We start from the raw sequence: 25359 nt of genomic DNA, 5'->3' as shown, positions 1-25359 counted from the left end.
TCTATATATCTAACCACAGTCGGTCTATTATTAGTAAGTTCTCTAAGTATTATCGTAACTCCTTTTCCAAAGGTTTACGAATTTCTTTTCTACTATATTAAACAAATAAATCAGTCACCACCCTTCTCCTAAAAATTCATTCCGTGTTGTTTATGCGTTATTTAACCAAACTTTTTTCATTAAGAATTGTACGCTATTGGACACAATTTCTTCCTCAAAAACTTCTTCTTTTCTTTTAACTAGTGTAGTAATATAAAAGAATCTATTATTTCGTTAGACGAAATAAATCTGACAAGTTTAATCCTGCGTTTTTTAAATAAATTTATTGTTTTGGAGAGTGGTCTTTGTATCATGAGGTCACTCCTTCTTTATGACAATCAAGAATAGGAGATTAAGATGAACAATCCAGATATTAAAAAGTTATCAATCATCGCCATTACCTGGCCGATTTTTATCGAGTCACTTTTGCATATGTCATTGCGAACAGCCGATACATTCATGTTAAGTCAAGTTTCTGATGAAGCTGTAGCATCGGTAGGGGTAGCCAATCAGCTAATCATGTTTATGTTTTTCCTGTTTCAATTTATTTCGACTGGAGCATCGGTTGTGATCGCACAATATCTTGGAGCTAAAAAATACGATGATATCAAATTCCTTACAGGGAACGCTATTTTTCTTAATCTGATCTTTGGCATAATCATTGCATCAACCATCATGATCTTCAGCAGACAATTATTAGGTTTCTTTTCCCTGGAACCGGAACTATTTGAGCAGGCAAATACGTTCTTGTTAATCGTTGGGGGGGCACTTGTGTTTCAGGCAGTCAGTGTGACCATGGCAGCAATCATACAAACACACGGTTACACGAAGGAAACCATGCTGGTAACCTTGGGAATGAACGTTTTAAACATAACAGGTAACTATTTATTTATCTACGGTGCGTTAGGATTTCCACAGTGGGGAGTTCCAGGAGTGGCAATTTCTACAGCAGTCAGCCAATTTTTAGCGATGATTGCTTATGCAATAGTGCTAAATAAGAGAGTGAATTTAAAAATTGGATGGACTGAATTTATCAACTGGCAAAAAGAACGGATAATGAAAATATTACGAATCGGCATTCCGTCATCCATTTCGATGATTTCCTATTCCTTTAGTCAGATTCTTACAACTGGATTTATTACACTTTTAGGTACACAGATGCTGGCAACGAGAATTTATACGTTAAACATCTTATTTTTGGTTATGATATTAGGAATCTCGTTAGGGCGCGGATCACAAATTGTCATCGGCCACTTAATTGGTGCAGGGGAGATGGATGAGGCATATAAACAGGGGTTGCGCAGCGGACGGTGGAGTATCATCGTTGCCGTAGGAATCACTGTTATTGTTACAACATTCAGTAAACCATTACTCAATCTATTTACAAACGACCCTGAAATCATTTCAATGGGTATTCTGCTGCTGTTTCTTGGTTTCTTACTGGAACCTGGAAGATGTTTAAACCTTGTCTACGGAGGTATTTTGAACGGAGCAGGGGATGCAAAATTCGTTATGATCGAATCTATCGCGGTTATGTGGTTATTTAGTGTCCCCCTATATTATTTACTGGGAATCCATTTAGGGTATGGATTGATCGGTATTTGGATTGCCTTTATTGCAGATGAGTGGGCCCGGGGATTATTTGTCTATTTCCGTTGGAAGAGCAAGGCTTGGGAGAAAAAGGCAATCGTCAAACATGATCTACCGATTGTAGAGGAGACGGCTTAATAAAGATCATCAATTCTGTGAGATGATTATTGGTTTTTGGATGAATATAACAAATAGAGTCAGGCACCACATATGACAATTGTCTGTTTGTGGTGCCTGACCCTCTATTCCTTAACCATCAACTCGTTCGTCAACTCATACTGAACAAGCTTTAATTTAAACAATGTTAACGGATCATTATATATTTCCGGGTTTTCTCGCATCGCAGCTAGAGCATCTTTATGCTTTGCAATATCACCCTCTGTTTCCACAGTAACATCATTTAGTTCATCTAACGGACTTGTGAAAAACTTTTTCACATCCCATTCGAGCGCCCCTTCAAATAACTCTAACTGCTGTAGGAACGGATGCATGATGTCCTCTGTTATTTGACTATAATCTTCACTTTCAATGTAGTTTTTATATTTATTTACAATAATATCTTTATTTTTCGATATCGAACCGAACAGTTTTCCAGCACTTTTCAACACCAACTGTGATGGATTGTTACGCAGTAGGATGTTTGCTTTTTCAACATGCGTCATTCCCCTTGAGATACGATCGATATCTCTACTCCAATCATCCAACACTTTGAAATCACAAGCGAGCACAAGCTTCTCTTCCCCATACTGGTTATTAAAGGTTTCACTCATTTCGTTTAAGTAGCTTTGGCTTTCGTTAAATTCTCCCTCGCATTCCACAATCCATTCTCCAACTGCACGCTTAAAATCAGTTGATGCAGTGTTCTCCAGATAATCCGCAATGCGCGTATTCATTTCTTCATTAAGCTTTACATGAAGTTTGCCAAAATCACTGTCTTCCTGAACGATGTCCGAACAATTCCGAATGAGTTCTGGGATCTTTAGCATCATCCGCTGTCTAAACGTCTCTTTTATGTCACAGAATGAATCTTTAATAACTCTCGCTTCTTCCTGTTCCTTATCGCTCAACTGATTTTTTAGCCCATTGAGTCTTGCCAGTAGTTCTTCGTTCCAATTAATAGTTTCGATAATGCTATCTTCCATTTCCACCCGCTTCGCAATCAGAAATTCGATTACATCTTTTATCAGATTTCGGATTTTGAGAGGGCTTGCCACTTCGATGTTGTACTCTTCTATTAAGGGCTTCATATAGATAGACAATTCATCTAATAAACCTTGTTTCTCAGCCCAATTCAAAATAGATTCATAGAGATCCATTCCATCTTGTCTGCTAGTTTGACTCTGACCATTCACAAGCTTAGTTTCTGCTTGATCAACCAATGAAACATCAAGATGGGACGGAAAAATCTCATCCCATGCAAGGATGGCAGATGATGAACATAGCGTCTCTGAAGCAGAGGATAGTTTAAGCCAATTCGTTAGATGACTTTCTATTAGCTTCGAAAAGTCTTTTATTAAAAACTCTCCGCTAATTAATTCCAAATACGTATCTTGAAAGATGTTCGGAAGTTTCTTCCAAGTATAGGAATCTTCTACATTATTATTCTGAAGAAGTTGGTTGATCTCATTAAGCCATAGGAAATAAAAGTCACTTTGTTTATAACTGCTCCACAATACTGCAACGAGGCCTTCAAACCGAAATGTATCTAAATGTAATAAAGTCACCAATACTTGATGTAAATCTTTTGGTTTTATATTATTAGTAAAGCCTTGCTCAGCGTAGTCTTCTAACACTACAAACCAATCAAGTGACCCTGTTCGAATCGCCTCATTTACTGCCAGTTCAATCGCGTTGTCCCAGTCCTTATAACTCTCAAAACAGGAACGTGCTATCTCTGTGACAGTGGAATAATCAGGATTTAAACGAACGGCACTTTTAATAGAATCGACAGCTTTTTCGAGTTTGTCTTGTTTTATGTATAACGAAAACAGTTGCAGGAGGACTTCAGTTTCTAACACAACCGAACTAGATTCAACACGATTGTAGAATTCTTCCGCATCGTCAAACAAATCCATTTCAAAATGGGCATCAGCGATATTTTTATATGTCCAGGGAATCAACAGATCATCGGAGACATTTTCCCATTTGAAAATCGCCGCTTCATAATCATTATTTATGAAATAAACCTCCCCTTGCGCATATCGGATAGAGGATAAATCAATCTTATCTTTCTGCATCTCATCCATGTACATCTCACCCAAAATCTCTATCGGGTGCTTTTGTTTGTTTCCATCTATTATCTTATGAAAATAGGATTTACTAATTAATTCATTCTCATTTGTCACCATGATTCCTCACTTTTTCTATCAATTTGTGTTCTCGGTCACCAGTATCAGTAATTTATATAGTTAACTTCATATTCGATCGTCTTGGAATCGAGTTAAACTAAAACTCCACATTATAGTAATCGTAGCAGCAGACAAATTTGTGAGGGTCTAGCTGGAAAGTCGGTTCTCCGTTTTCCATCTGGTGGATGTATGCAAAACAAAAAGACCCTCCTTGTGAACATTTATTAGAGAGTCTTCTAGCCTATAAAATTAAATCAATTTTCATTACATGTTGGTGTACATGTAGAAGTGAAGCATCATTTTGTTCTTTCTGGCACCTTATGCTAAGGACCTGAAAGCAATCAAAAAAGACGGAGTGACCTTCCGCCTTGAATAAATCTGTTAAGCCCACAAAACTTGGGAAAGACTTACCAACATACTTATGTTTTTTCATGAATCGGTTATAAAACATGGGGATAATCTGTCCGTTAATAAGGAATATTGGTTCATGTAAAATGACAATCGCAGCAATAAAAGTGGCTAATGGTGGTTATTCACTTACAAATTAATTAGGAAAAGTTCCACTTATCAATATCTGGAATATAAGCAGGATTAATCCCCTTATCAAGAAGAGACCAATTAACATCGTTTTCGAATTCGTTATAATCAGGAATTTCCACATCTGTAAATCCATCAGGGGAACTAGCATATGAGTTAATTTCATACATTCCAAAATCTTCATTCCAAGTAAATTCGACCGAAACATTTATTCTATAGGTTTGCCAACCCTCATCACCATAACCCTTACCTTCATATTCATAAGTAAATTCAAAATAATAAGGAGGCTCATTATCCCCACCATTACTTTGATTTGAGGAACCAAAGATTTTATCTAAAAAACCCATAATATACCCTTCTTTCAATTTTATTATTAAGTTCGCAATTAAGTATATTCCTTTATTGTTTGCAGTATAACGAATTTGTTTAATAATAGAGTAGTTTTTCTTTTTTGAAACTCGTATTTAAATATATTTACTCTGCATATTAAAAACACGATTCTTTTGATGGAATATCCAGGAATTTACAGATGATTATTCTAATTTAACAGGACTTTCCTATGAGGAATTTGATAATGAGGGTGGAGATATTCCAATCTTTCATAATACAGCAGGTGAAATGAAATGTATTTTTTCGGTTATTGTTGCAGAAAATACTCCTTATTTTATCCACTTGAGTGTAAATAGAGACTCAAGTGAAATAGATAATGTAAAAAATAAAGATTATTATTCTTATTTTAAAGAAGTAGTAAATCAGACTCATCCTGTGAAATAAGGGGTGGGTTTATGGTTTTTGTAAATAATTCTACTTAGACCGCGGGTGCTTTAGTGAAATAACTCAATATAAAGAAAAAGGGCTTTGCAAAATTTATCTCGCTAAGCCCTTTTGTTAGATTATACTGTGAAGTCAATTGCGGAACAGTGCATGTGAACTAGGGTGCGATTTCCTCTTAAGTGGACCCCGTCCGTCCGAACCAGACTCGTTTGTTTTTTATTAAACTAACCTATTATAATTGTTGTCTATCTAATATTTCTTTTAACACTCTTGCTTGATTGTTTTTTTCATCTTTTGCTGAAAACAGTAACGTTAAATTTTTATTATGCTTTTTTGTTAAGTCCTTTAGTTTCTCTAGTTCTTCTTGCTGGTCACCATCTTCAAGCTCTTGTTTATATTTCTTTTTAAACTGATTATACTTTTCAGGATCATGTCCGAACCATTCGCGTAATTCATTGGATGGTCCAATTTCTTTCATCCAATAATCTAATTTAGCATCTTCTTTTGCCACACCTCTTGGCCATATTCGATCAACCAAAACTCGAACACCATCTTGCTTATTGTCGTCCTCATATATTCGCTTTAACTGTACTGGCATTACAATCACCTTACTTAAAAATTATTCTTACTTATTAATACCCAGCTAAGAAATAGTGAAACTATTAATGTAATGCCAGGCACATCACTTGGAAATTATCCAAACGTGGTACCTGGCGCTATGTAAACAACTATTCAAATTTAGGATTCGGTCCGTATTCATTCTCAAATTGATAACTATCAAGGCAAGTGAATACTAGTAGAATAATAGGACCTATAAAAGGTACAAAACCAATTAGAAACCACCAACCACTTTTTCCGATATCATGCAGCCTTCGAACCGTAACTGCTATACCTGGTATAAGAATAAATAAATAATAAAAAAAGGACAGTATACCAAAAAGACCACTAATTGCTTCCAGGATAGCAAGGACTACGCCGATCATTACATTAATCAGGGTGAACACCCAGTATTCTGTTCGTCTTGCTCTTCCATCAAACACGGCATAATTTTTTATTACTTTGAGATACCATTCCATTGTCATCCCCCCTTTGTCATTAATACAGTATGATAATAGAGTAACATATTGGACGGAAAAAGAGGCTTAAAAAGGAACGCGTGAGTAGCATGTTAGCCGTTCCCATAATCCTTTAAATTTTATAAATACTAGTAAGCACCATTCATAGGGCGCATAATTTCCGTTACCCTTATCTACTTCAGCAATGGCAACTATTTTATAAATTGAAATTGTTACTTTCTAAATGTCGGTCCCGTTTCCATTTGAAGAATATGCCTTGAGTGAAACATTTCCAGACGTAATATCTCTAGAACCGATTTGATAGCACAGATAATTAATAAATTATTGAAGGGAATACACATAGACTTATTAAAGGAGTGAATTCTCTTATGCAACAATCAGTGGAAATATCTACGACAGCTTACTACTCTCTGGAAAGGAGAAATCTATGTCCACATTTATCCCACAAAAATTATCTGTGAAGATAATTCCCCCTGCTACTCATGCACAACCGATCGAAGGGAGGAAATATACGCTCACTCATTCTGACGTTACCGGGCAATTATTTTTAGCGACTGGATATGTGTATCATTATCGCGATATCAACTGGGAAATGCGGGATGAAGTACTGGCTGAATGGAAAAAAGATTTGCAGTGCCGGTTTTCTTTGGTTGGAAATGCATATGTAGATCAGGGAGAATTTAGCGAGGATGAAGCAGAATTCCGTTTGAAGATATTCAAAAAAGAGATGGATACAGCACTAAAAGGAATCCTATATGGAGACCAGCAGTTTTTTTCCTACTACCCTAACCTCCTTGATGCACCAATCTATATCTATTATCATTCTAGTTATCCTCAATATAGACAGCTTCTGTATTATGGCACTCCTCGCGACTATTTAGTTCAGATATATTCGGAAGTGCAATTTCCATGAATATGCCTAACCAAAAGGGGCCTAGTCTCCTCCAAGATATGTCGAAGTCGACAATAACGTGGGAAGTGACTAGGCACCCTCATTTCTATTTATTCAATAAGAGACTTAGCCCTTCTTTTACTGTTGTCGCTGGGCGACCAAGGAGTTTTTCAAAATCACTGTTTTCTACTTCTAGTGTAGCCGAAATGTAAAGGGTGAAATTAAATTAGTCACCTTAAGCATCCATGACACAGCGGAACCCCATATTTCCAGTCGAGCTATCCATTGTATTAGAACTACGAGCAGCAACACGATATCGATTACAATAAGATTTATGACAAAGATAGGAGCCACCTCTCGTTACTTTAGGTGTTTGGTTATTGATTTGTTTCTCGTCCATTTTTCGATCAGGATGATTTGTAAACCAATCTTCACACCACTCCCAGACGTTACCAGCCATATTATAAAGTCCAAAGCCGTTTGGTGGAAATGCTTCAACAGGTGCAGTTCCAAGAAACCCATCTTCCTCTGTATTTTCTCTTGGAAAGTTACCTTGCCATATATTGCAGTACTGTTCATCGTTAGGAGTTAATTCATCCCCCCATGGATATTTTTTCTGTTCTAAACCTCCACGTCCAGCATATTCCCACTCTGCTTCCGTTGGTAATCGCTTACCTGCCCAGTTGCAGAACGCAATGGCATCATTCCAAGAAACGTGGATAACTGGATGATTCATACGTTCTTCTATATTCGATTCTGGACCCTCTGGCTGAAACCAGTAGGCTTCCTCGACTGCAAACCACCATGGCGTACCAGATAATTGTTGTACTTTATTTTTCATTTCAGGAGATATAAACTTATAAAAGACAAAAGACCAACCAAAATTCTCCGCTTCTGTTTTATACCCAGTCTCTTCGACAAACTGATTAAACTCTTCATTACTTACTGTGTGACTATCTATGTAGAAGGGATTGACTTTTATTTTTCTCACGGGGCCTTCTCCGTCAGAGGGGAACCCTTCTTCATCATCCGTTCCCATTAAGAATTCTCCACCAGGTAAGTAAACCATCTTCTTGTTAAATTTAATATCTTGCTTGTCTGATTCATTTATATATGTAGTTATATTTGTTTTTTCAAGCTTGATACTAGACCGACTTACGCTACAACATGAACGTTCATTATTTTCCTTCAATATTCTCCTCCTTGATTATATAGTTACAAACTATGGTTACGATCAAAATAAGAGTTGAAAATCAAAACAGAAGCCCCAATGGAAACGGCATTTTCTAATTGCCCTACTCCAAAAGATATCTTTGCCTCGTCAAACCTGTAGATATATTGCTTCGCTGTTTCAATCACCTTGTCATAGTAGCTTGGATATTCATCAATAAGTTTACCACTTAATATAATTTTTTCCGGATGTATGATATTAATTATGTTAGCTAAACCGACCCCATAAAAATAGGCTGATTTAAGTACGACTTCCTGAATAAGTGTGTCACCTTTTCTAAGTGCGATGAACAAATCCTCAATAGTACTGCCTTTTGTTATGTTATCGCTATTAGTCTTTAGTAAAGAAGTCTCACCATTGAGCATTCGTTTTTTTGTTTCTTCTAAAATTGAATCTAGGGATATAAACGATGACAGTGTATTATTCTTATAAGTATCTGACTGATTCAGATCAATAATCATTTCTCCAAAAGCACTTGCGTCACCGGTATTATTTTTCATAAATTGACCATTTGTTAGTACACCACACCGTAAACCAATTCCGCTGATACAGTATAGATAAGTACTATGATAGACAGACGTGTACACATACTCACCTAATGCAGCTGCATTAGCTCCATTTTCTATTAACACCTTTGTATCAAACGCATCTTGTAATTCTTTTACAAAAGGCACTTGAGTCCATCCAGGCGCTAGGAAAAATTGCGGATCAAGAATAATGCCCTTTTCTCTATCCAACGGACCTACTGACCCAACACCAATTCCAAGCAATTGTTCATTGGTAATATCATGTCTTTTTAATAAATTGGTAATTTTAGTTTTTATTAGACTGATGGTAACTTCAGGAGTATAATCTATCGTCATAAGAAACGAATAGCTATCTACTGTTTTGAAATTTAAATCTAGTAATAAAATATCTGTTTTTGTTCTGGATAAATCAATCCCTATGATGTAGTTAATCCTAGGGTTAACTTGATATAGAGCAGGAGGTCTTCCACCAGTTGATTTGTCGTATTGACTGATTTGAATATAATTACTATTCATTAGTTCTTCTAAATGACGCACCAGCGTGGTTCGTTTAATTTTCGTTAACTCTAGCAATTCACCTTTTGTTAGTGGCCCATACTTATGAATGCAATAATAGACATGTTTAATTGTTTGATATTTTGAAGATTGTTCATGTAAGAAGCTATGCATCAAGTACAACCTCCTTTGTAAGGAATGCTATTTAAAACCATTATATTAATATAATACCATCCCAACAAATCCTGACAAGGCAATTACAAAGAGTGGATGCAGCCGTAATTTGATTAATGAAAATAATGATAATCCAAAAATAATCATTAAACTTGCAGTATGCCATGATAATTCTCCAATCACATTATTTGTTATGGCAAATTTTATAGCAGCATAAACGATTAAGCCTGTAATAATCGGTCGAAGCCCATAAAATGCTGACTTCACAAATTTATTTTCATTAAAGCGAAAAAAAAAGGTTGCAATAATTAGGATTATTAGTAACGAAGGTATAACCATTGCCAAAGCAGATACAATGGCGCCTGGTAATTCAGCAGTTTTATAACCAACAAAAATCGCACTATTCGTAGCAATTGGTCCCGGTGACATACCTGCAATAGCAATTACATCAGTAAATTCCTGAGTAGTCATCCAACCATGGTTAGAAACTTCAATCTCAATTACAGGGATCATGGCGTAACCACCACCGAAAGAAACAAATCCAATCATTAAAAAGGTTAAAAATAGTTCTACTAATACATCCACGTGAACATCACTCCTAAGCCTCTTTTACTTGTTTCTCTTTTTTAACTACATTCAGCTCATCTTTCTCTAACTTTATAGACATTCCAAACCAACTTTTAATTTGAACCGCAACCATACCAGTAAAAATCCCTGATATAATCACTACGACTGGATGAACATGAAGAAAAAATAAAATAGCCGTTGTTACAGTTGCGATGCCTAAAGTCGTCTTATCATAAACTGCTGTCATCCCTATTTTATAGGCTGCATAAACAATCAAAGCAACGATAGTAGCTCGAATCGCAATAAAAGCAGATTCAATATGTGGATTATCTTTTACAATAAGAAATAGCATGCTTAGTATGACAACAATAATAAATGTTGGTAATAAAACACCGACCATTGCTGCAACAGCCCCTCTTACTCCTGCCAAGCGATAGCCAATAAATGTTGCAGAGTTTATAGCTATTGCGCCTGGTACAGATTCTGCAATTGCGAATATCTCCGTAACATCTTTATTCCGAATCCATTTCTTTTTATCTACAACTTCCCTTTCAATCATTGGAATCATGGCATAGCCACCACCAAATGTAGCAGGACCAATTTTCAAAAATGATAAGAAAATTTGTAAAATAAATTTCCAGTCGGTTTTCATATTTTCTCACTCCAACTTTAAACAATAGATAAGTTCTTTTATTATTACTTTATCACACTTTTGACCAAAATGGTTAAAAGTGTGTAAGAAACAATAACACATGGCCGCCTTTCCTATATTCCACATGCCCTAATGTGGTTATATCGAAGGAGCTACTATCCTTTTTTAACATCAATCTTTTAAAAATGACACCATGATTGAGTTGTCTATACCTATTACGTAGTTAGAAAGAATATATAAAGTTTCATCTGTTACTGATGTAAATACTCATAAGTCGAGAACCTTCATTCCTGCTCCCAATACACCAGCATCCCCTCTGTGCTTACTTAAATAGATCCGATTCACAAAGTCTTCTTGCTCTAAAGTGAGATAATCTTGTAAATATTCCTTTAGTTTCTCAACTACAAAAGGCTGATAATTCATTACACTTCCTCCAAATACAACTTTGTGGGGATCAAGTAGACAACAAATACTATATAACCCATGTGCTAAAGAATGAATAGCTGTATCAACCATTTTAATCGTGTCATTGTCCCCATGATGGTACTTATCAAATATTTGCCTCGTCTCTAATTTATTGTTTATTCTTTTTTGAATTGCGCTACCCGATGATAAGAATTCTAATCGTTCCATTTCTGTCCCTTTTATAGATGTTTGCACCGGAAACAGACCCAATTCGCCAGCAAATCCTGACCCTCTGATAAATTCTCCATTATGTATAATTGAACAGGCTATTCCTGTACTAACAGTTATATAAACAAATACTTCTTTTTCCTTTGGATCATGTGCTTGCCATTCTGCAAAACAAGCCATATACACATCATTGTCTAATTTTATATTAGAAACCTTTGTATATTCACTTAACTTCTCCACAATTGGAAAGTTTCTCCAAGGTAAATTATTCTGAAACACAGCAAGTCCATTCTCAACATCAACTTTTCCTGGCAAACCAACTCCAATACCTTCTAATTGGTTGATTGTTAAATTAGATTTTTCCATTAGTCGGTCTATAGATAAAGTTACTTGTTGAAACATGCTATTTTCATTTTCAGGTTTACTTGCAACCTGAATCTTATCTACAATTCTTCCATCGGCATTTATAATTGCACTTGCAATCTTTGTTCCTCCTACATCAATACCTAATGCATATTTCATTTTGGATTCCCCCAATTCCTAGGAAACAATTTTGTATGTTAGTCCGTTAAAACTATCATCACATCTATCCGAAACACGATAACAAAAATTTATAAAAGATTTATAGCTTAAGAGTTCGAACATTTAGCAACACTAAATCAAAAGCACGAAGATTAATATGCCTAGTTGACTGCTCCATAGCATTTGGGGTAGTCCTGGCTAGGTCTATTGAAGTTAATTCGTAGGTGATGAACTCACTAATTTACTTGCCTCTCTACAGATGCACATTATTCAGTAGAACATGATCGACCTTATCCTATATCTACTAATGGATTTAATGTAATAGTTAATATCATCCGAATCACTCCTATGCTTTTCCATCACTCATACAAATTAAAATTTTTTCCTTTACAACTTCCTTCATTTTTTCTTTAGCACCCTTCATATACTTTCTAGGGTCTGATTCATTAGGATGATTCTGCAAATATTCCCTCAAATTCTCCGCAAAAGGAATCTTCAGTTCTGTTGCAATATTAACTTTGGCACACCCTAATGAAATACATCTTCTTACATCTTCTGCAGAAATTCCAGATGCCCCATGTAACACTAATGGAATAGAAACTAAATTTTTAATCTTCTCTAACCGGTCAAAGTCTAAATTCGGCTTTGTTTTATATAATCCATGTCCAGTCCCAATAGCCATTGCAAATGAATCGATATTCGTTTTTTGGACATATTCTTTTGCCAAATCTGGATTTGTATATGCGGCATCCTCCGCTTCCACAATCAAATCATCTTCTTGACCCACTAATGTCCCAAGTTCTCCTTCTACCGTAGCACCATATTGATGTGCTAGTTTAACAACTTCACTTGTAATTTTAATATTATTATCAAAAGTAAAATGGGATCCGTCAATCATAACTGACTTTACTCCTAATACGAGTGATTGTTTAATAGAATCAATATCTTCATGGTGATCTAAATGTAACGCAACAGGAATTGATACATTTTTTGCTGCCACTTCTGCAATTGCTTGTATATAATCTCTTCCAGAGTATTTCATTGTGCCAGGTGTTGCTGCAAGAATAAGTGGTGACTTTAACTCTTCAGCAGCCTCCACTACCACCTTCAAAGTTTCTAGGTTATGAATATTAAAAGCAGGTACAGCATAGCCTTCTTGTCTTGCTTTTTCTAACATTTCCTTTGTATTATGCACATATCCCATTATTATCTACTCCTTCTGATAAATCGGTTCTCCGTTAATGAACGTTCTTTTAATAGCTAAATCTTTATCTATCGCAACGAAATCAGCAAGTTTTCCTCTTTTAATACTTCCTATCCGATCATCCATATTCATGCTTTTAGCGGGACTGAGAGACGCGCGATGCCAAGCTTCATAAAGTGAGATATCAGCCCATTCAGATAAATTTTTCACACTATCTTTTAGTAATAATGTACTCCCCGCTAACGAACCAAACTCTGTCTCCGCTTTACCATTAGTAATGGTTACATTGTACTCACCTAGTTGATAGATTCCATCTGATAATAGACCTGCCCTCATACAATCCGTAACTAATACTAGATGACTTCCTTTTATCGAATTTACAATATGTACTAAATCCGGGTTTACATGATAACCATCACATATTAATTCACTATACGTATCATGGAAGCGCAAGGCTGCACCTACTACACCTGGATCACGATGATGCAATCCTCTCATACCATTGAATAGATGAACAAAAACGGATACACCTTTATCAATTGCCTGCTTACAAATTTCAAACGAAGCATCCGTGTGAGCAATCGAAATGGTTAAATTATCTTTTTTTATAGTTTCTATGAATTCGCTCGAGCCCTTTTTTTCTGGGGCTAAGGCTATTTTTTTAATATTTCCACCTGCTAGCACTTGCCAACGATAAAAATCTTCTGCTTTTGGATCAAGAAAATACTTTGGATTTTGCGCTCCTTTGTGTACTTCTGTGAAATATGGACCTTCTAAAAAGATGCCTTCAATTTTGGCACCTTTTACTCCTTCCTGGATAGCTCCATAAACGGATCGTAGTGCTTGATCAATATTTCTAACAGAAGATGTTAATGTAGTTGGTAAAAATCTTGTTACTCCTAATTCTGCTAGTACGTTCGAAATTACATGGATCGATTTTATTGTTCCATCCATCACGTCATATCCTTTTATTCCATGAATATGGGTATCAAATAAACCTGGAGCAATAATATAGTCTGACATATCCCAAACAAGATCCGTTTCATTAGTAGATGAATAATATCCACCAAACAACCCATCTACCACCTCTAAATAACCACTTTGTTTAACTCCTTCTTCTAACCAAAATTCTTTTGCTTTTATGAAGTATTGACTCATGTATATTTACCCTTTGGCCGTAGTAATTTAGACTAACTCTTTGGGATATATCTTTACACCTTGTACTACTCTATTCACAATTCCATCTGGGCTAGGGTTATCCGGAGTAATACCCAACTGAACCGATTTCTTCAATGCTAAAGTTTGAGCAAAGACAATAAATAATAAGGATAAATAAAGTTCACTGTCAAACTTGTTCTCTTCATGCAACGCAACCGACCATGTTGCCAGTTTTTCGACTTCTTTATCTTCATTTTCCTGAATCACCACCACTTTTACGTCTTCAGAAATTAATTCTTCTAACATATCAAAATCATATTTTCTCGTATAAGAGTCAGAAGAAAAAAACATAATTATAATGGTGTTATTGTTCAATACTGACTTAGGACCATGTCGAAAGCCTAATGAAGATTCATGCATAGCAACTATTTTCCCCGCACTCAGTTCTAGCATCTTTAATGCCGCTTCATGAGCCAATTGACCAAAAGCCCCTGAACCTAAATATACTAATCTTTCAAGGTCGACATTCAAAATGTCATCGACTATATCACCAATATTATTAATCATCGAATTACCACATGTAATTAAATGTTTGATTTGGTTCTCGCTATTCTTTCCATTAGAAGTAAACATAAGATAAGCTGTAAGCATCATGGTGGTAAAGCTACTAGTCATAGCAAACCCTTTATCATGTGTTTCTGCAGGTAGTAGTATTGTCAGGCTATCAGGATCATCTCTCGTATCTTCAGATAGCGAACCCAATTCATTGCACGTAATATTAATTTGATAGAAATTCTCAATCGTTTGTTTACCTAAGTTAACTGTTGCTATGCTTTCAGGACTATTTCCTGAACGTGCAAAGGAAACTAATATGGTTGGTTCATCCTTAATAAAGTAATTGTCTGGGTTGGAAACAATATCTGTCGTTGCAATAGATTCAAAATATAATTTCCCTTTATGTTCCTTTCTAAGAATTGGCAGAAGAATATCACCAATAAAGGCGGATGTGCCTGCACCAGTCATAATAACTCTTACTCGGCTGTGCTGTTCGAGTATTTGTTGAATAAAAGTATTTATTTCTGAAAAATATTTAGAAAAATGTTGAAATTGCTTTTTCCATACGCCAGGTTGTTGAGTAATCTCTTTGGCTGTATTGTTTCCTGATATTTTTTCCCAATTATTTAATGACAGATTAAACATGATTTATCCCCTCCGGTATTTCTAACCTAAGTTAGACGCTTATCTATTGGATCATATTCATTGTACCCCCATAGGGTTGATGGGTCAACCTGATGTGTTAGATTCTTAATTGTTTTTCTAGGAAACCTAAAATGCGAACCAGAACCTAATTAATCGTTTTCAGAAAACAAACATCTTATCAAGATGTTTCTATTGGTTTAACATACTATTTAACCATTATTATGAAAGAAGATGCTTAATCCACTAAAGGAAGGTTGTCATTTAAATTTTGTTGATATTAACTTTGCTTATTAGGAGTAGCTCCTCACTTAGTGATATCAAAATAAAAGTAGTAGCCGAACAAGAATTCAAATTACATTTGAATATGTTCGGCTACTTCTAACCTAAGATAGGTGTATCTGTGAAATTTACTATTTTTTCTTCCGGTGCACTATGAAGGTCAAAAATTATAATCTCGTTTGTGCCTTCTTTTAGCAAAGGGGCAGGAACATATAAAGTTCTTTGAGGACCTATTTCCCAATAACGTCCAATGTTAAATCCATTGATAAATACTACACCTTTTACCCAATTAGGTAACTCAATAAATGTATCACCTTTATCTTGAACTTCTAACGTACCCTTGAAGAATCCTGGTCCTTTTATATTCAAATGTCTTTGAAAATCTAATTTACTAAGATCATCTAATGGTAAGAGAGATATTTCCCAATCATAAAGAAATTGGCGTTCAAATCTTACCCCTTCTGTAATTCCTTTAGGGTCTATCAGTTGTGGACCATAATTAATGCGTCCCATATTTTCGACAAGTATTTCGACGGTAACCCCTTCTTTTGGAACCGCAAATGATATCGAGTTTTCATTCCATCGATCAATGACACCCATATAATTTCCATTTACAAAAACCAAAGCCCGGTCACGAACATCTTGAATGATTAAAGGTTGCTCTTCTTGAGGCCCGTGAATCTTCGTTTTGTAAAGAATAAATCCGTAACTTTGACCTAATTGTTCCATCGTCTCTGGGTGGGTACGGTGTACGACTTCCGATAAGTTCTCTAAATTTTTGAATAGTGGCGCAACTTGAGTCAGTTTGATCACACCATAATTCTTTTTAGGGATAGGTTTCGGTAGTATTAAGTCCCCAATATCCTTATACTTAGCAATCGCTTCTCTGACAGCATAGAATTTTGGTGTTAGATCTCCTGATTCGCTTAAAGGGCAATCATAATCATAACTTGTTACAGTCGGTTCGTATTTATCGCTATGATTAGCGCCATTAAAGAATCCAAAATTAGTTCCTCCATGAAACATGTAAAAATTTACATTATCTCCATTTTCTAACATTTCACCGAAAGTATCTGCTGCCTCTTTGGGATCTCTTTGATGGTGTTCTTCTCCCCAATGGTCAAACCATCCATTCCAATATTCCATACAAATATTTGGTAAGTCTGCTTCATGCTCTGCTAATTTTTCAAAGGACTCCTTTGGTTTGGACCCAAAATTAAGTGTAGCTAATACACCAGGTATTGTCCCACCTTTTAACATTAAATCTGTTGGACCATCTGAAGTGAAGAGTAATACATCTATTCCTCTATTAATCATATTTTCTTTTATATAATTTAAATAGGTTTTGTCATTTCCAAAACTTCCATATTCATTCTCTACTTGCATCGCTATAACTGGTCCATTATGAGTAATTTGCAATGGCTTTAGCTTCTGCAATAAAACATTATAATATTGATCGACTTTTTCCAGATAAGGCTTGTGGTATGATCTAACCCTCATATTTTTGTCAGCTAGTAACCATGCCGGTAATCCACCAAATTCCCATTCTGCACAAATATATGGACTTGGTCTTAAAATAACATAGAGACCTACTTTTTCAGCGATACGTACGAAAGATTCAACATCTGCTATACCTTCAAAGTTGAATTCTCCTTCTTTTGGTTCATGAAGATTCCAAGGTATATACGTTTCCACACAATTAAACCCACATGCTTTCAGCTTCAGTAATCGATCTTCCCAATATTCAGGGACTATTCTAAAGTAATGAATGGCGCCAGATATTACTTGAAAATGTTCATTATTTAATTTAAGGTCTTTACCTTCGACATGTAACTTATTCATCTAAAATACACCCTTTACTAATACGTTGTAGAAATCTTCATGTCAGTCATGTATAGTTGCTCACGTCACTCGAAGAGTCTTTTTTCCTCCATTAAAATCGCAACTATTAAAAAGTTTAAAACGAGACGCCTTACTCTTAAGTCATTAGGTGGCAGATAATAAACCTCTTAGAAAAGTCCACCATCCTATTATCCTTTTAATCCACCCATTGACATTCCTTCAGTTAGTTTCTTTTGCGTTAAAGCATATAACGTGATTGTTGGAATTAAAACCAGTACAAGACCCGCAAACAAAGCTCCCCAGTCTGTTGCAAAACGTTGTACTTCCATTAAATTAGCTAGACCAATCGGAATGGTTTTCTTCTCATCTGTTGTCATTAGCACCAGTGCTAATGCATATTCATTCCAAAAGGTAAAAAAGTTGAAGATTATCACCGTTAATATACCTGGTCGTGCAAGGGGAACAATTATTTTTACTAATGTTAAGAAGTAGCCACACCCATCAATAGAAGCAGCTTGCTCATATTCTTTTGGTATGGATTTCATAAAACCGGCTAATAAATAAATAGAAAATGGTAGAGCCGACGCTGCATATACTAGACTTAACCATAGTCTGTTATCCAACATATGTAGGTTATTCATAAGTAAGAATAACGGTACCATAATATATACTGGTTGAATAAATAAGCCAGCCATATAAAAATTATGGAGTAATTTTCTACCCCTAAAATCAAACCTTGAAATGGCATGGGCCGTCGGAATTACTAACAACAATAGAAAGAACATGGATAAGGCAGTTACAAAGAAAGAATTTAAAATATACTCTCCCATGCTTGCCTCAGTAAACGCTCTTACAAAGTTATCAAATTGAGGTACTGCTGGTAAGGACCATGGACTTTCCAATACCTCTTCATTTGTTTTGAATGATGCAATAACATTCCAAAGTATTGGATAAACAAAAATAACAGTTGCTATAAGTAATAAAATCCTAATTACTAGTTTCCTCATATTAAATGTTTTATTTTTTTTCATTTTAAGTCCCCCATTCTCTATTGAATATCACGTTCTGTTAATCTATTACTTATTAATGCAAGTATAATCGAGAATGAGAACACCACTACCGCAATCGCCATCGCATACCCAAAATTGGCATTATTAAAAGCTTGCTCATACATATAAGTTAAGGCCACTTCTGACGCATTATTTGGCCCACCAGCAGTCATAACTGTTACGATTACAAAACTAATATTTAATACTCCATTAATGCTAAAAATGATGGTAACACGAATAATTTCCCATAACATTGGAATAGTAATTTTTGTGAATTGGACAAAAGAATTTGCCCCATCAATTGAAGCAGCTTCATACAATTCTTTCGGTACACCATCCATACCTGCAAGATACATTACCATATAATAACCTGTTGATTGCCATACTAGTACTAGCGCTATTGCCCATAATACTGTACTTCTTTCACCTAACCAGGTCATGGTAAATTCTTCTAAACCCATGAATGTTAGTAAATCATTGACAATACCCATATTGGGGTGATAAATAAAAGACCATAAGATACCAATCACAACAAATGACAGTATGCTTGGAAAGAAAAAAATGGTTCTATATACGGCTTTTTCCCTTAGTTGGCCAAAAGAAAGAACGGAGGCAAAAATTAAAGCTAGAGTAAGAGAAATGACAGGAACAACTAACATCAGAAATCCTGTATTTTTTAAAGATATCAAAAATGTTTTGTCACTAAATAAATAAATGAAATTCTCAAAACCTACGAATATTTCATTTCCCCCAAAACCAGAACTCTGAAATAAAGACTTATAAAACACCATACTAACCGGATATACTACAAATATAGAAAAAATGACCAAAGTAGGCATGATACAAAATAAAATGAAGCCTGAACGTTGTTTTTTTTCCATGACGACACACCTTACCTTTGAAATTTCCTTTTTAGCAATTCAAGGATTATATTTTATTTTATAAATAGGGATCGGCATTCGACAACAGTGGCCGAATGCCATTATTAATACTGTTACTCCATTTTCGATTGTACTTCTTCATAGGCATCATACATGATAGCAGCCCATTCCTCTGCAGACATGTCGCCATTCATAACATCTGCAACTTGATCAAATAATATGGAACGCGGTTCAATATTTACTCCTTCTGGAACTGGCCCAAAGTTACCTGAAACAGCGTACATTCCTTCTTCAACTGCTTTAAACGACTCATAAGATGATTCAGTAATATGGTCTTGGACCAAATCAGCTGCTCCTTGTACAGCCATGACGCCTTCAGCATGCTCACCATTTAATTTTACTGCTTCTTCTGTGTACATAAATTTCAAAAATTCTTTTGCTAACTCGATATTATCAGAGCTTTTAGGAATATATACTTGTTCGAAAGAAGCTAATGCCATCGAATCTTCCGAACTATCAAAAGTAGGAACACCCGCAAATCCAAATATAAACCCATCTTCCCTCGGTGCTTCTGCCATTTCACCCTCAAACCAGTTTCCATTTGGAACGAACATTGAATTACCTTGCATAAATTCTGTTTGAGATTGTGTATGGTTTAACGCCACGGTTCCATCCATTAACATACCTTCATTTGCAATCTTTTCAAAAATACCTAGAGCTTCTAATGCTGTTTCGCTATTCCAAAACTCTGGGTCATAATCGATTAACATTTGATCCAACGCTTCTTGACCTCCCAAATTATATACAGCAGGTATTAAAATTTCTTCTAAATAACCCGGGTTTGTACCTTGGTACGTAAATAAAGATCGATCTAATTCCTCTGCTTTATCTTGCAATGCATAAAATTCATCCCAAGTGGTTGGCGCTTCAATACCTTCCTCTTCAAAAAGTGTATTATTATACCATAATCCCATGATCGTATAATTATAAGGTGCTAGATACACCTTGCCATCACCATACGGTGACATGAATATAGACTCTAGCGCACCAGGTAATATTTTATCTTTGATAAGTCCATCCCCATCAATGGATTCGCTTTCAAAAATGTCTGTGATATCTACTAACGCTTGATCTTTAATCAAACCTTGTGTAACACCTGACTGATCTGTTTGATTCAAGTAAATAACATCTGGGGCATTACCACCTACAATTTGCGGACGAATCATATCACCAATATTTGGATTCGATTCTAAATTTACAGTAACCCCTGGATAAGCTTCTTCAAATTTACTTTTTAATGCATCCCAAAATGCACTACCATATCCACCTTCGAACGCCGCTACGTCAAGTTCCATGTTTTCAAACTCTGCAGTATCTTCTTCTGGTTCTTGACTATCTTCATCCTCACTACTTTCTGGTTCATTATCTGTTTCTTGTTGTGTCTCTTGAGTAGTATTGCTACAGGCTACAATAAACAACAAACTAAATAAAACCATCAACATAAAGAACTTTTTTAAAAAACTATTCATCTCATTAAACTCCCCTTTTTAAAATATTTAATAATTATTCTAGTAGATAATCTAGTACCACATCACCTCCTAAAACAATAATTAGTAAACTAATAGTTACATCCAAAACACTTAATCCGGTCACACATACCTTTCATCTTGATCAAAACTATAGTTAAAAATGTTATATAGACATCCTGACACAATGTTGTAGGGTCATCTATACCAATATTTTTAATAAAAAAACCTATTAACTCATTATTAATATTAAATACAGCTTCTTTCATAGGATAGGTCGAGCCTACGTTAAGTCGTTAAAACTTGTTTAATAATAGTACTTCAAATCCATTTACAATTTAACAGTATTTATTAACTCTTATCGACTTGGGGTAATGTGATTTTTCCCTCCTTATCTTAGTACACAGTATAGTTTCTTCTCTATTATCATATAAAAGATGACAAAGTATCACAATAACAATCTTGTTGTATATAACCATATATTTGTTATAATATAATCAATTAGATTATACGGGGGTAAAACTTTAGATAAGCTATTTTCTAAAAGATTTTTTTTGTTTTAATGGTCGTGTTATTTTCATTTTTTTTATCCAGGAATATTAAAATTGGGGGAATGAATTATGACGACAGAAAGGTTTTCGATTGATTCGTCAACTAAGAATCTATTTGACTTTGAACTTTTGTTTATTACCAAATCAAAGTATAGTGATGATTGGACAAGCGTCATCCATTCTCACCCCTTCACTGAAATTTTTTATATTACAAATGGAAAGGGCTTTTTTGTCAATCGCAGGGGTAAATTAGAGGTTAGAGCAAATGATATTTTTATTATAAATGCCGATATGGAACATACTGAAATATCATCCGACGAATCACCACTTGAATACATATCAATAGGCATTAATAATTTGTCATTTTCGAGATTGGCTAGAAGTGAAGATTCTTACGATCATTATCACTTTAATGATAGCCAAAAATACTTTTCGGACTATTTTAATATACTTGTCGATGAAGTTCGAAAGCAGCATTATTATTATGAAAAGATTTGTCAGAATTATGCTGAACTACTCATAACCAAAATTTTGCGTAAATATAATTTGCAACTTCAGCTTGAGCCCGGAGGGATTTTAAGTAAGGAAGTGGCGATTGCCAAGCAATTTATCAATCAGCACTTTAGAGAACAAATTACGTTAGATCAGCTTGCTAGTTTAACTAATTTAAACCGTTTTTATTTTTCTCATCGATTTAAAGAAGAATTAGGGAGATCGCCTATTGACTATCTAATTTATCGTCGAATAGAAGAAGGGAAATTCTTATTACGTTCAACGGATTATACTATCTCACAAATAGCAAACATCATTGGCTTCACTTCGCAATCGTATTTTTCAGAGATGTTCAAAAAATATGAGAAAAAAGCTCCAACAACATTCCGAAAAAATTACAAAAATAACCTTTAGAAGGGATGCGTTCTCTTCGTTTTTTTGTAATAGTCGCATTTCGTTTATTAACTCATGCCTATAGCCCTAGCACAGTGGTATAGGTCGTCTACTGAATACTATTATAAGAAGACGGCAAAAAAAAGTGGTTTTCACCTGACGAGAAAACCTACGTGTATGACTCATAAAATGAACTTAAGTCAAAATCTGAAATCTTTTTTTAATCTTCAACTCTATTTGCTTGAAGAAAAATTATGGTTATTTAATATATTCTTTGGCTCTTTTCCTATAAACAGTTGCTCGCCGTCCGTGTAACCTTCTTCACGTCCCGTAAGTTCCTTTATTAAGATATGTCTCCAATAAGTTAACCTATTCTTTTCCTTAGAAGAAAGATTTTCTAGTTCCTTTGAATCATTTTGTAAATTAAACAATTGTTCCTCCCCGGTTTGCGAATACCAAATATACTTTTCTTTTCCATCGGTTAAATAATGGTGTGACAATTTTCCATATGCATGTTCTCCGTGAATATATTTTCTCCATTTATTATTTCCTTTACATAAAGAAAGTACTGATTGACCATCCACTGTATCAGGAACCGGCACATTAGCAATATCTAGTAAAGTAGGCATGATATCCCTCAATTCCACTGGGTTGTTTATTTTCTCATTTTGATGTAATTGTAATAGGTCTCCTGGATCAGACAATATAAACGGGACTCTGACACTCCCTTGATAAGGTAACGCTTTTCGAAAGTAGCAATGATCACCTAATAATTCTCCATGATCAGAAACAAACATGATTACTGTGTTGTCAAGGACACCATATTCCTCCATAGCATTTTTAAATCTTCCAATTTGATAATCGATTTGAGTTATTAATGCATAATAGGCGGCTTGTGCTCTTTTAAATCGTTGATCTGGAACATTCCCTTTTAAGGTTACAGGGTTCAAACCTTCTCTGTCTATATCTTCTCTCGATACCCAATCCCCCACAGGAGGAACTGGTAAATCCAAATCTTTATACATATCATAGAATGCTTGAGGTGGATCAAATGGCGGATGTGGCCTTACAAAAGACATTTTCAAAAAGAACGGTTTACCAGGATCCCTTCTTCTCAGAAAATCTATCGATTCACTTACTACCCAATTTGTTGGGTGAAGTGATTCAGGTAAATGCCAAGGTCTTGCAACTGTTGAAGCATTACAATCTAACCCTATATCAATAAGGTCTGAGCTGGATCCAGCTTTACTTTTTAACCATGGTAAGTAATCATCACCAGTTAGGTTGAATGATTCTAATTCTAAATTCTCATGTTTTTTCCTATTATAATGTAAGTATCCATCATGCAAGACAACGTTATGGAATCCACATAGATTTCGCGCAGGATATACATGCATCTTTCCAATTGCTTGAGTATGGTAACCACTTTTCACTAATTCCCCAGCTAGTGTATGTTCATAATTCCACTCTACCTTCTCCTGATAACCTACTCTACCTGTTTTCGTTTGCGACATTCCCGTCATTATCGAGGCTCTAGCTGGTACACAAGTTGGTGTGGCTGCATAGGCATTGGAAAATCGGATACCCTGACGAGCTAATTGATCAATGTTTGGAGTATCTACTACAGGATGGTCCTCTATACTCATGCAATCTGCTCTCATTTGATCTACCATGATAAGAACTATATTTGGTTTCAAATTATTTACCCCTTTCATTTCTTTTATGTCTATACGCAGAACTCAACAACCCGTTGACCCATCAATTATACCCGTAATTATTTATCACGTTACGGGTATAGCAGCATAAAACCTATTGACTTTTGTATGTACAAAAACAAGCGAATAAAATGCAAAAGTTTTATTAACGAATAAACCACTTTTTTTATAATAATTCTGTATAAAATTTACAACGATCACCTCTAACAATAGAACGACAAAACTCTACTGTTCTTCCAAATTGATCGTATGCCACTCTATCTAACATAAGACTTGGTGAGCCAGCCTCCACTTCTAAATATTTACTTTCATCCTTACTAGTTAAGACTGGTTCGAAACTTTCTTTCGCCTTCATTACTATTATTCCAAAGTTTTTTTCCAAATAATCATATAATGAAACTTCATTTAAATCATAATTCATTAAGTCAGGGACTATAGACTTTGGTAGATATGATGTTTCTAAAATTATTGGTTCATTATTAGCTTTTCGTACACGTTGAAGTGCAAAAACTTCCTCACTAGTTTTAACCCCTAGTTGCTTTGCCACTAATTTACTGGCCTTCGTTTTACTAATATTCAAGACGATATCTTCCGATTTTAATCCCTTTGATTTCATTACCTTACTAAAGCTATAAAATGTAGTTAACGATTGTTCAATTTTGGGTTTCGTTACAAATGTTCCCAAGCCTTTCTTTCTTTCTAACATACCGTCTTTAACTAAATCATCCAAAGCAGCTTGCACTGTGTTTCTACTAATATTATATTGTTTTTGCATAAAAAGCTCTGAAGGAATTTTATCGCCAGGCTTCCACTCACCTGATTCGATATACTTTATAATTATTTCTCTTAGTTGATGGTAAAGGGGGGTAAATGTATCAAAATCCAGTTTTTCATCCATTATATACATTCACATCCTTCTAATAAGTGTTACCACTATTATATGCTTTTTAGTTATAAATTCAATTGTAAATTATTATTATTCGTTCGCCACTCTTAAATAATAATAAAACAC

21 protein-coding genes are annotated in these 25359 nt (G+C 35.1%); 3 read left to right on the top strand and 18 right to left on the bottom strand.

Annotated elements, in window-relative coordinates; genetic code table 11:
• Positions 1-396 precede the first annotated feature (396 nt).
• Positions 397-1767: an MATE family efflux transporter gene (locus tag GH741_RS11540; RefSeq protein WP_153736943.1), complete on the top strand. Its 1371-nt coding sequence runs from the start codon at positions 397-399 to the stop codon at positions 1765-1767.
• Positions 1768-1871: 104 nt separating this feature from the next.
• Here GH741_RS11540 and GH741_RS11535 read toward each other — a convergent pair whose 3' ends face one another.
• The 4 genes from GH741_RS11535 to GH741_RS11520 all read right to left on the bottom strand — a co-directional run bounded on the left by GH741_RS11535 (position 1872) and on the right by GH741_RS11520 (position 6364).
• Positions 1872-3974, bottom strand: coding sequence for a tetratricopeptide repeat protein (locus GH741_RS11535; protein ID WP_420809398.1), 2103 nt, complete (start codon positions 3972-3974; stop codon positions 1872-1874).
• A gap of 551 nt (positions 3975-4525) precedes the next feature.
• Complete coding sequence (locus GH741_RS11530; protein ID WP_153736941.1) at positions 4526-4861, bottom strand: hypothetical protein; 336 nt, start codon at positions 4859-4861, stop codon at positions 4526-4528.
• A gap of 659 nt (positions 4862-5520) precedes the next feature.
• Positions 5521-5886, bottom strand: coding sequence for a DUF488 domain-containing protein (locus GH741_RS11525; protein ID WP_153736940.1), 366 nt, complete (start codon positions 5884-5886; stop codon positions 5521-5523).
• Positions 5887-6016: 130 nt separating this feature from the next.
• Positions 6017-6364 (bottom strand): DUF805 domain-containing protein, encoded by a 348-nt coding sequence (locus GH741_RS11520; protein ID WP_153736939.1) that lies wholly within the window; start codon positions 6362-6364, stop codon positions 6017-6019.
• Positions 6365-6791: 427 nt separating this feature from the next.
• On the opposite strand from GH741_RS11520, the gene GH741_RS11515 reads away from it, so the two are divergent.
• Positions 6792-7277, top strand: a complete 486-nt coding sequence (locus tag GH741_RS11515) for a staygreen family protein (protein ID WP_153736938.1) — start codon at positions 6792-6794, stop codon at positions 7275-7277.
• A gap of 214 nt (positions 7278-7491) precedes the next feature.
• On the opposite strand, the gene GH741_RS11510 is transcribed toward GH741_RS11515, so the two are convergent.
• The 12 genes from GH741_RS11510 to GH741_RS11455 form a co-directional block, all read right to left on the bottom strand.
• Positions 7492-8451, bottom strand: a complete 960-nt coding sequence (locus GH741_RS11510; protein WP_338079393.1) for a formylglycine-generating enzyme family protein — start codon at positions 8449-8451, stop codon at positions 7492-7494.
• A 20-nt stretch (positions 8452-8471) separates the two neighbouring features.
• Positions 8472-9683: an ROK family protein gene (locus GH741_RS11505; RefSeq protein WP_153736937.1), complete on the bottom strand. Its 1212-nt coding sequence runs from the start codon at positions 9681-9683 to the stop codon at positions 8472-8474.
• Between the two features lie 45 nt (positions 9684-9728).
• A complete protein-coding gene (locus GH741_RS11500; RefSeq protein WP_338079388.1) occupies positions 9729-10268 on the bottom strand; it encodes a chromate transporter in 540 nt (179 codons plus the stop codon).
• Between the two features lie 13 nt (positions 10269-10281).
• The gene (locus GH741_RS11495) at positions 10282-10902 is read right to left on the bottom strand and encodes a chromate transporter (protein WP_153736936.1); all 621 of its coding nucleotides are present in this window, start codon (positions 10900-10902) and stop codon (positions 10282-10284) included.
• Positions 10903-11169: 267 nt separating this feature from the next.
• Positions 11170-12057, bottom strand: coding sequence for an ROK family protein (locus GH741_RS11490; protein ID WP_153736935.1), 888 nt, complete (start codon positions 12055-12057; stop codon positions 11170-11172).
• A 346-nt stretch (positions 12058-12403) separates the two neighbouring features.
• Entirely contained in the window at positions 12404-13261 is an 858-nt protein-coding gene (locus GH741_RS11485) for a tagatose-bisphosphate aldolase subunit GatY (protein ID WP_153736934.1), read from the bottom strand.
• A gap of 6 nt (positions 13262-13267) precedes the next feature.
• A complete protein-coding gene (gene nagA / locus GH741_RS11480) occupies positions 13268-14419 on the bottom strand; it encodes an N-acetylglucosamine-6-phosphate deacetylase (RefSeq protein ID WP_153736933.1) in 1152 nt (383 codons plus the stop codon).
• A gap of 27 nt (positions 14420-14446) precedes the next feature.
• Entirely contained in the window at positions 14447-15619 is a 1173-nt protein-coding gene (locus GH741_RS11475) for an SIS domain-containing protein (RefSeq protein ID WP_153736932.1), read from the bottom strand.
• A 378-nt stretch (positions 15620-15997) separates the two neighbouring features.
• Complete coding sequence (locus GH741_RS11470; RefSeq protein ID WP_153736931.1) at positions 15998-17740, bottom strand: glycoside hydrolase family 35 protein; 1743 nt, start codon at positions 17738-17740, stop codon at positions 15998-16000.
• A gap of 188 nt (positions 17741-17928) precedes the next feature.
• Positions 17929-18771, bottom strand: a complete 843-nt coding sequence (locus tag GH741_RS11465) for a carbohydrate ABC transporter permease (protein ID WP_153736930.1) — start codon at positions 18769-18771, stop codon at positions 17929-17931.
• Between the two features lie 17 nt (positions 18772-18788).
• Positions 18789-19670, bottom strand: a complete 882-nt coding sequence (locus GH741_RS11460) for a carbohydrate ABC transporter permease (protein ID WP_153736929.1) — start codon at positions 19668-19670, stop codon at positions 18789-18791.
• Between the two features lie 113 nt (positions 19671-19783).
• Entirely contained in the window at positions 19784-21199 is a 1416-nt protein-coding gene (locus tag GH741_RS11455; protein ID WP_153736928.1) for a carbohydrate ABC transporter substrate-binding protein, read from the bottom strand.
• A 617-nt stretch (positions 21200-21816) separates the two neighbouring features.
• On the opposite strand from GH741_RS11455, the gene GH741_RS11450 reads away from it, so the two are divergent.
• Entirely contained in the window at positions 21817-22653 is an 837-nt protein-coding gene (locus GH741_RS11450; RefSeq protein ID WP_153736927.1) for a helix-turn-helix domain-containing protein, read from the top strand.
• 212 nt (positions 22654-22865) lie between these two features.
• Here GH741_RS11450 and GH741_RS11445 read toward each other — a convergent pair whose 3' ends face one another.
• The gene (locus tag GH741_RS11445; protein WP_240795478.1) at positions 22866-24329 is read right to left on the bottom strand and encodes an arylsulfatase; all 1464 of its coding nucleotides are present in this window, start codon (positions 24327-24329) and stop codon (positions 22866-22868) included.
• 184 nt (positions 24330-24513) lie between these two features.
• Positions 24514-25245 (bottom strand): GntR family transcriptional regulator, encoded by a 732-nt coding sequence (locus GH741_RS11440; RefSeq protein WP_153736925.1) that lies wholly within the window; start codon positions 25243-25245, stop codon positions 24514-24516.
• Positions 25246-25359: the final 114 nt, after the last annotated feature.

The organism is Aquibacillus halophilus (genome assembly GCF_009649745.1).
In the GTDB taxonomy this organism is placed as follows: domain Bacteria; phylum Bacillota; class Bacilli; order Bacillales; family Amphibacillaceae; genus Aquibacillus; species Aquibacillus halophilus.
The sequence above is the reverse complement of the archived record's forward strand: the minus strand, read 5'-3'. Positions and strand labels throughout refer to the sequence as shown.

What these genes read in the sequence shown, in the direction of transcription:
- GH741_RS11540 (WP_153736943.1), top strand. Translation starts at nt 397, where the DNA reads ATGAACAATCCAGATATTAAAAAGTTATCAATCATCGCCATTACCTGG.
- GH741_RS11530 (WP_153736941.1), bottom strand. Translation starts at nt 4,861, where the DNA reads ATGGGTTTTTTAGATAAAATCTTTGGTTCCTCAAATCAAAGTAATGGT.
- GH741_RS11525 (WP_153736940.1), bottom strand. Translation starts at nt 5,886, where the DNA reads ATGCCAGTACAGTTAAAGCGAATATATGAGGACGACAATAAGCAAGAT.
- GH741_RS11520 (WP_153736939.1), bottom strand. Translation starts at nt 6,364, where the DNA reads ATGGAATGGTATCTCAAAGTAATAAAAAATTATGCCGTGTTTGATGGA.
- GH741_RS11515 (WP_153736938.1), top strand. Translation starts at nt 6,792, where the DNA reads ATGTCCACATTTATCCCACAAAAATTATCTGTGAAGATAATTCCCCCT.
- GH741_RS11505 (WP_153736937.1), bottom strand. Translation starts at nt 9,683, where the DNA reads ATGCATAGCTTCTTACATGAACAATCTTCAAAATATCAAACAATTAAA.
- GH741_RS11495 (WP_153736936.1), bottom strand. Translation starts at nt 10,902, where the DNA reads ATGAAAACCGACTGGAAATTTATTTTACAAATTTTCTTATCATTTTTG.
- GH741_RS11490 (WP_153736935.1), bottom strand. Translation starts at nt 12,057, where the DNA reads ATGAAATATGCATTAGGTATTGATGTAGGAGGAACAAAGATTGCAAGT.
- GH741_RS11485 (WP_153736934.1), bottom strand. Translation starts at nt 13,261, where the DNA reads ATGGGATATGTGCATAATACAAAGGAAATGTTAGAAAAAGCAAGACAA.
- nagA (WP_153736933.1), bottom strand. Translation starts at nt 14,419, where the DNA reads ATGAGTCAATACTTCATAAAAGCAAAAGAATTTTGGTTAGAAGAAGGA.
- GH741_RS11475 (WP_153736932.1), bottom strand. Translation starts at nt 15,619, where the DNA reads ATGTTTAATCTGTCATTAAATAATTGGGAAAAAATATCAGGAAACAAT.
- GH741_RS11470 (WP_153736931.1), bottom strand. Translation starts at nt 17,740, where the DNA reads ATGAATAAGTTACATGTCGAAGGTAAAGACCTTAAATTAAATAATGAA.
- GH741_RS11465 (WP_153736930.1), bottom strand. Translation starts at nt 18,771, where the DNA reads ATGAAAAAAAATAAAACATTTAATATGAGGAAACTAGTAATTAGGATT.
- GH741_RS11460 (WP_153736929.1), bottom strand. Translation starts at nt 19,670, where the DNA reads ATGGAAAAAAAACAACGTTCAGGCTTCATTTTATTTTGTATCATGCCT.
- GH741_RS11455 (WP_153736928.1), bottom strand. Translation starts at nt 21,199, where the DNA reads ATGAATAGTTTTTTAAAAAAGTTCTTTATGTTGATGGTTTTATTTAGT.
- GH741_RS11450 (WP_153736927.1), top strand. Translation starts at nt 21,817, where the DNA reads ATGACGACAGAAAGGTTTTCGATTGATTCGTCAACTAAGAATCTATTT.
- GH741_RS11440 (WP_153736925.1), bottom strand. Translation starts at nt 25,245, where the DNA reads ATGGATGAAAAACTGGATTTTGATACATTTACCCCCCTTTACCATCAA.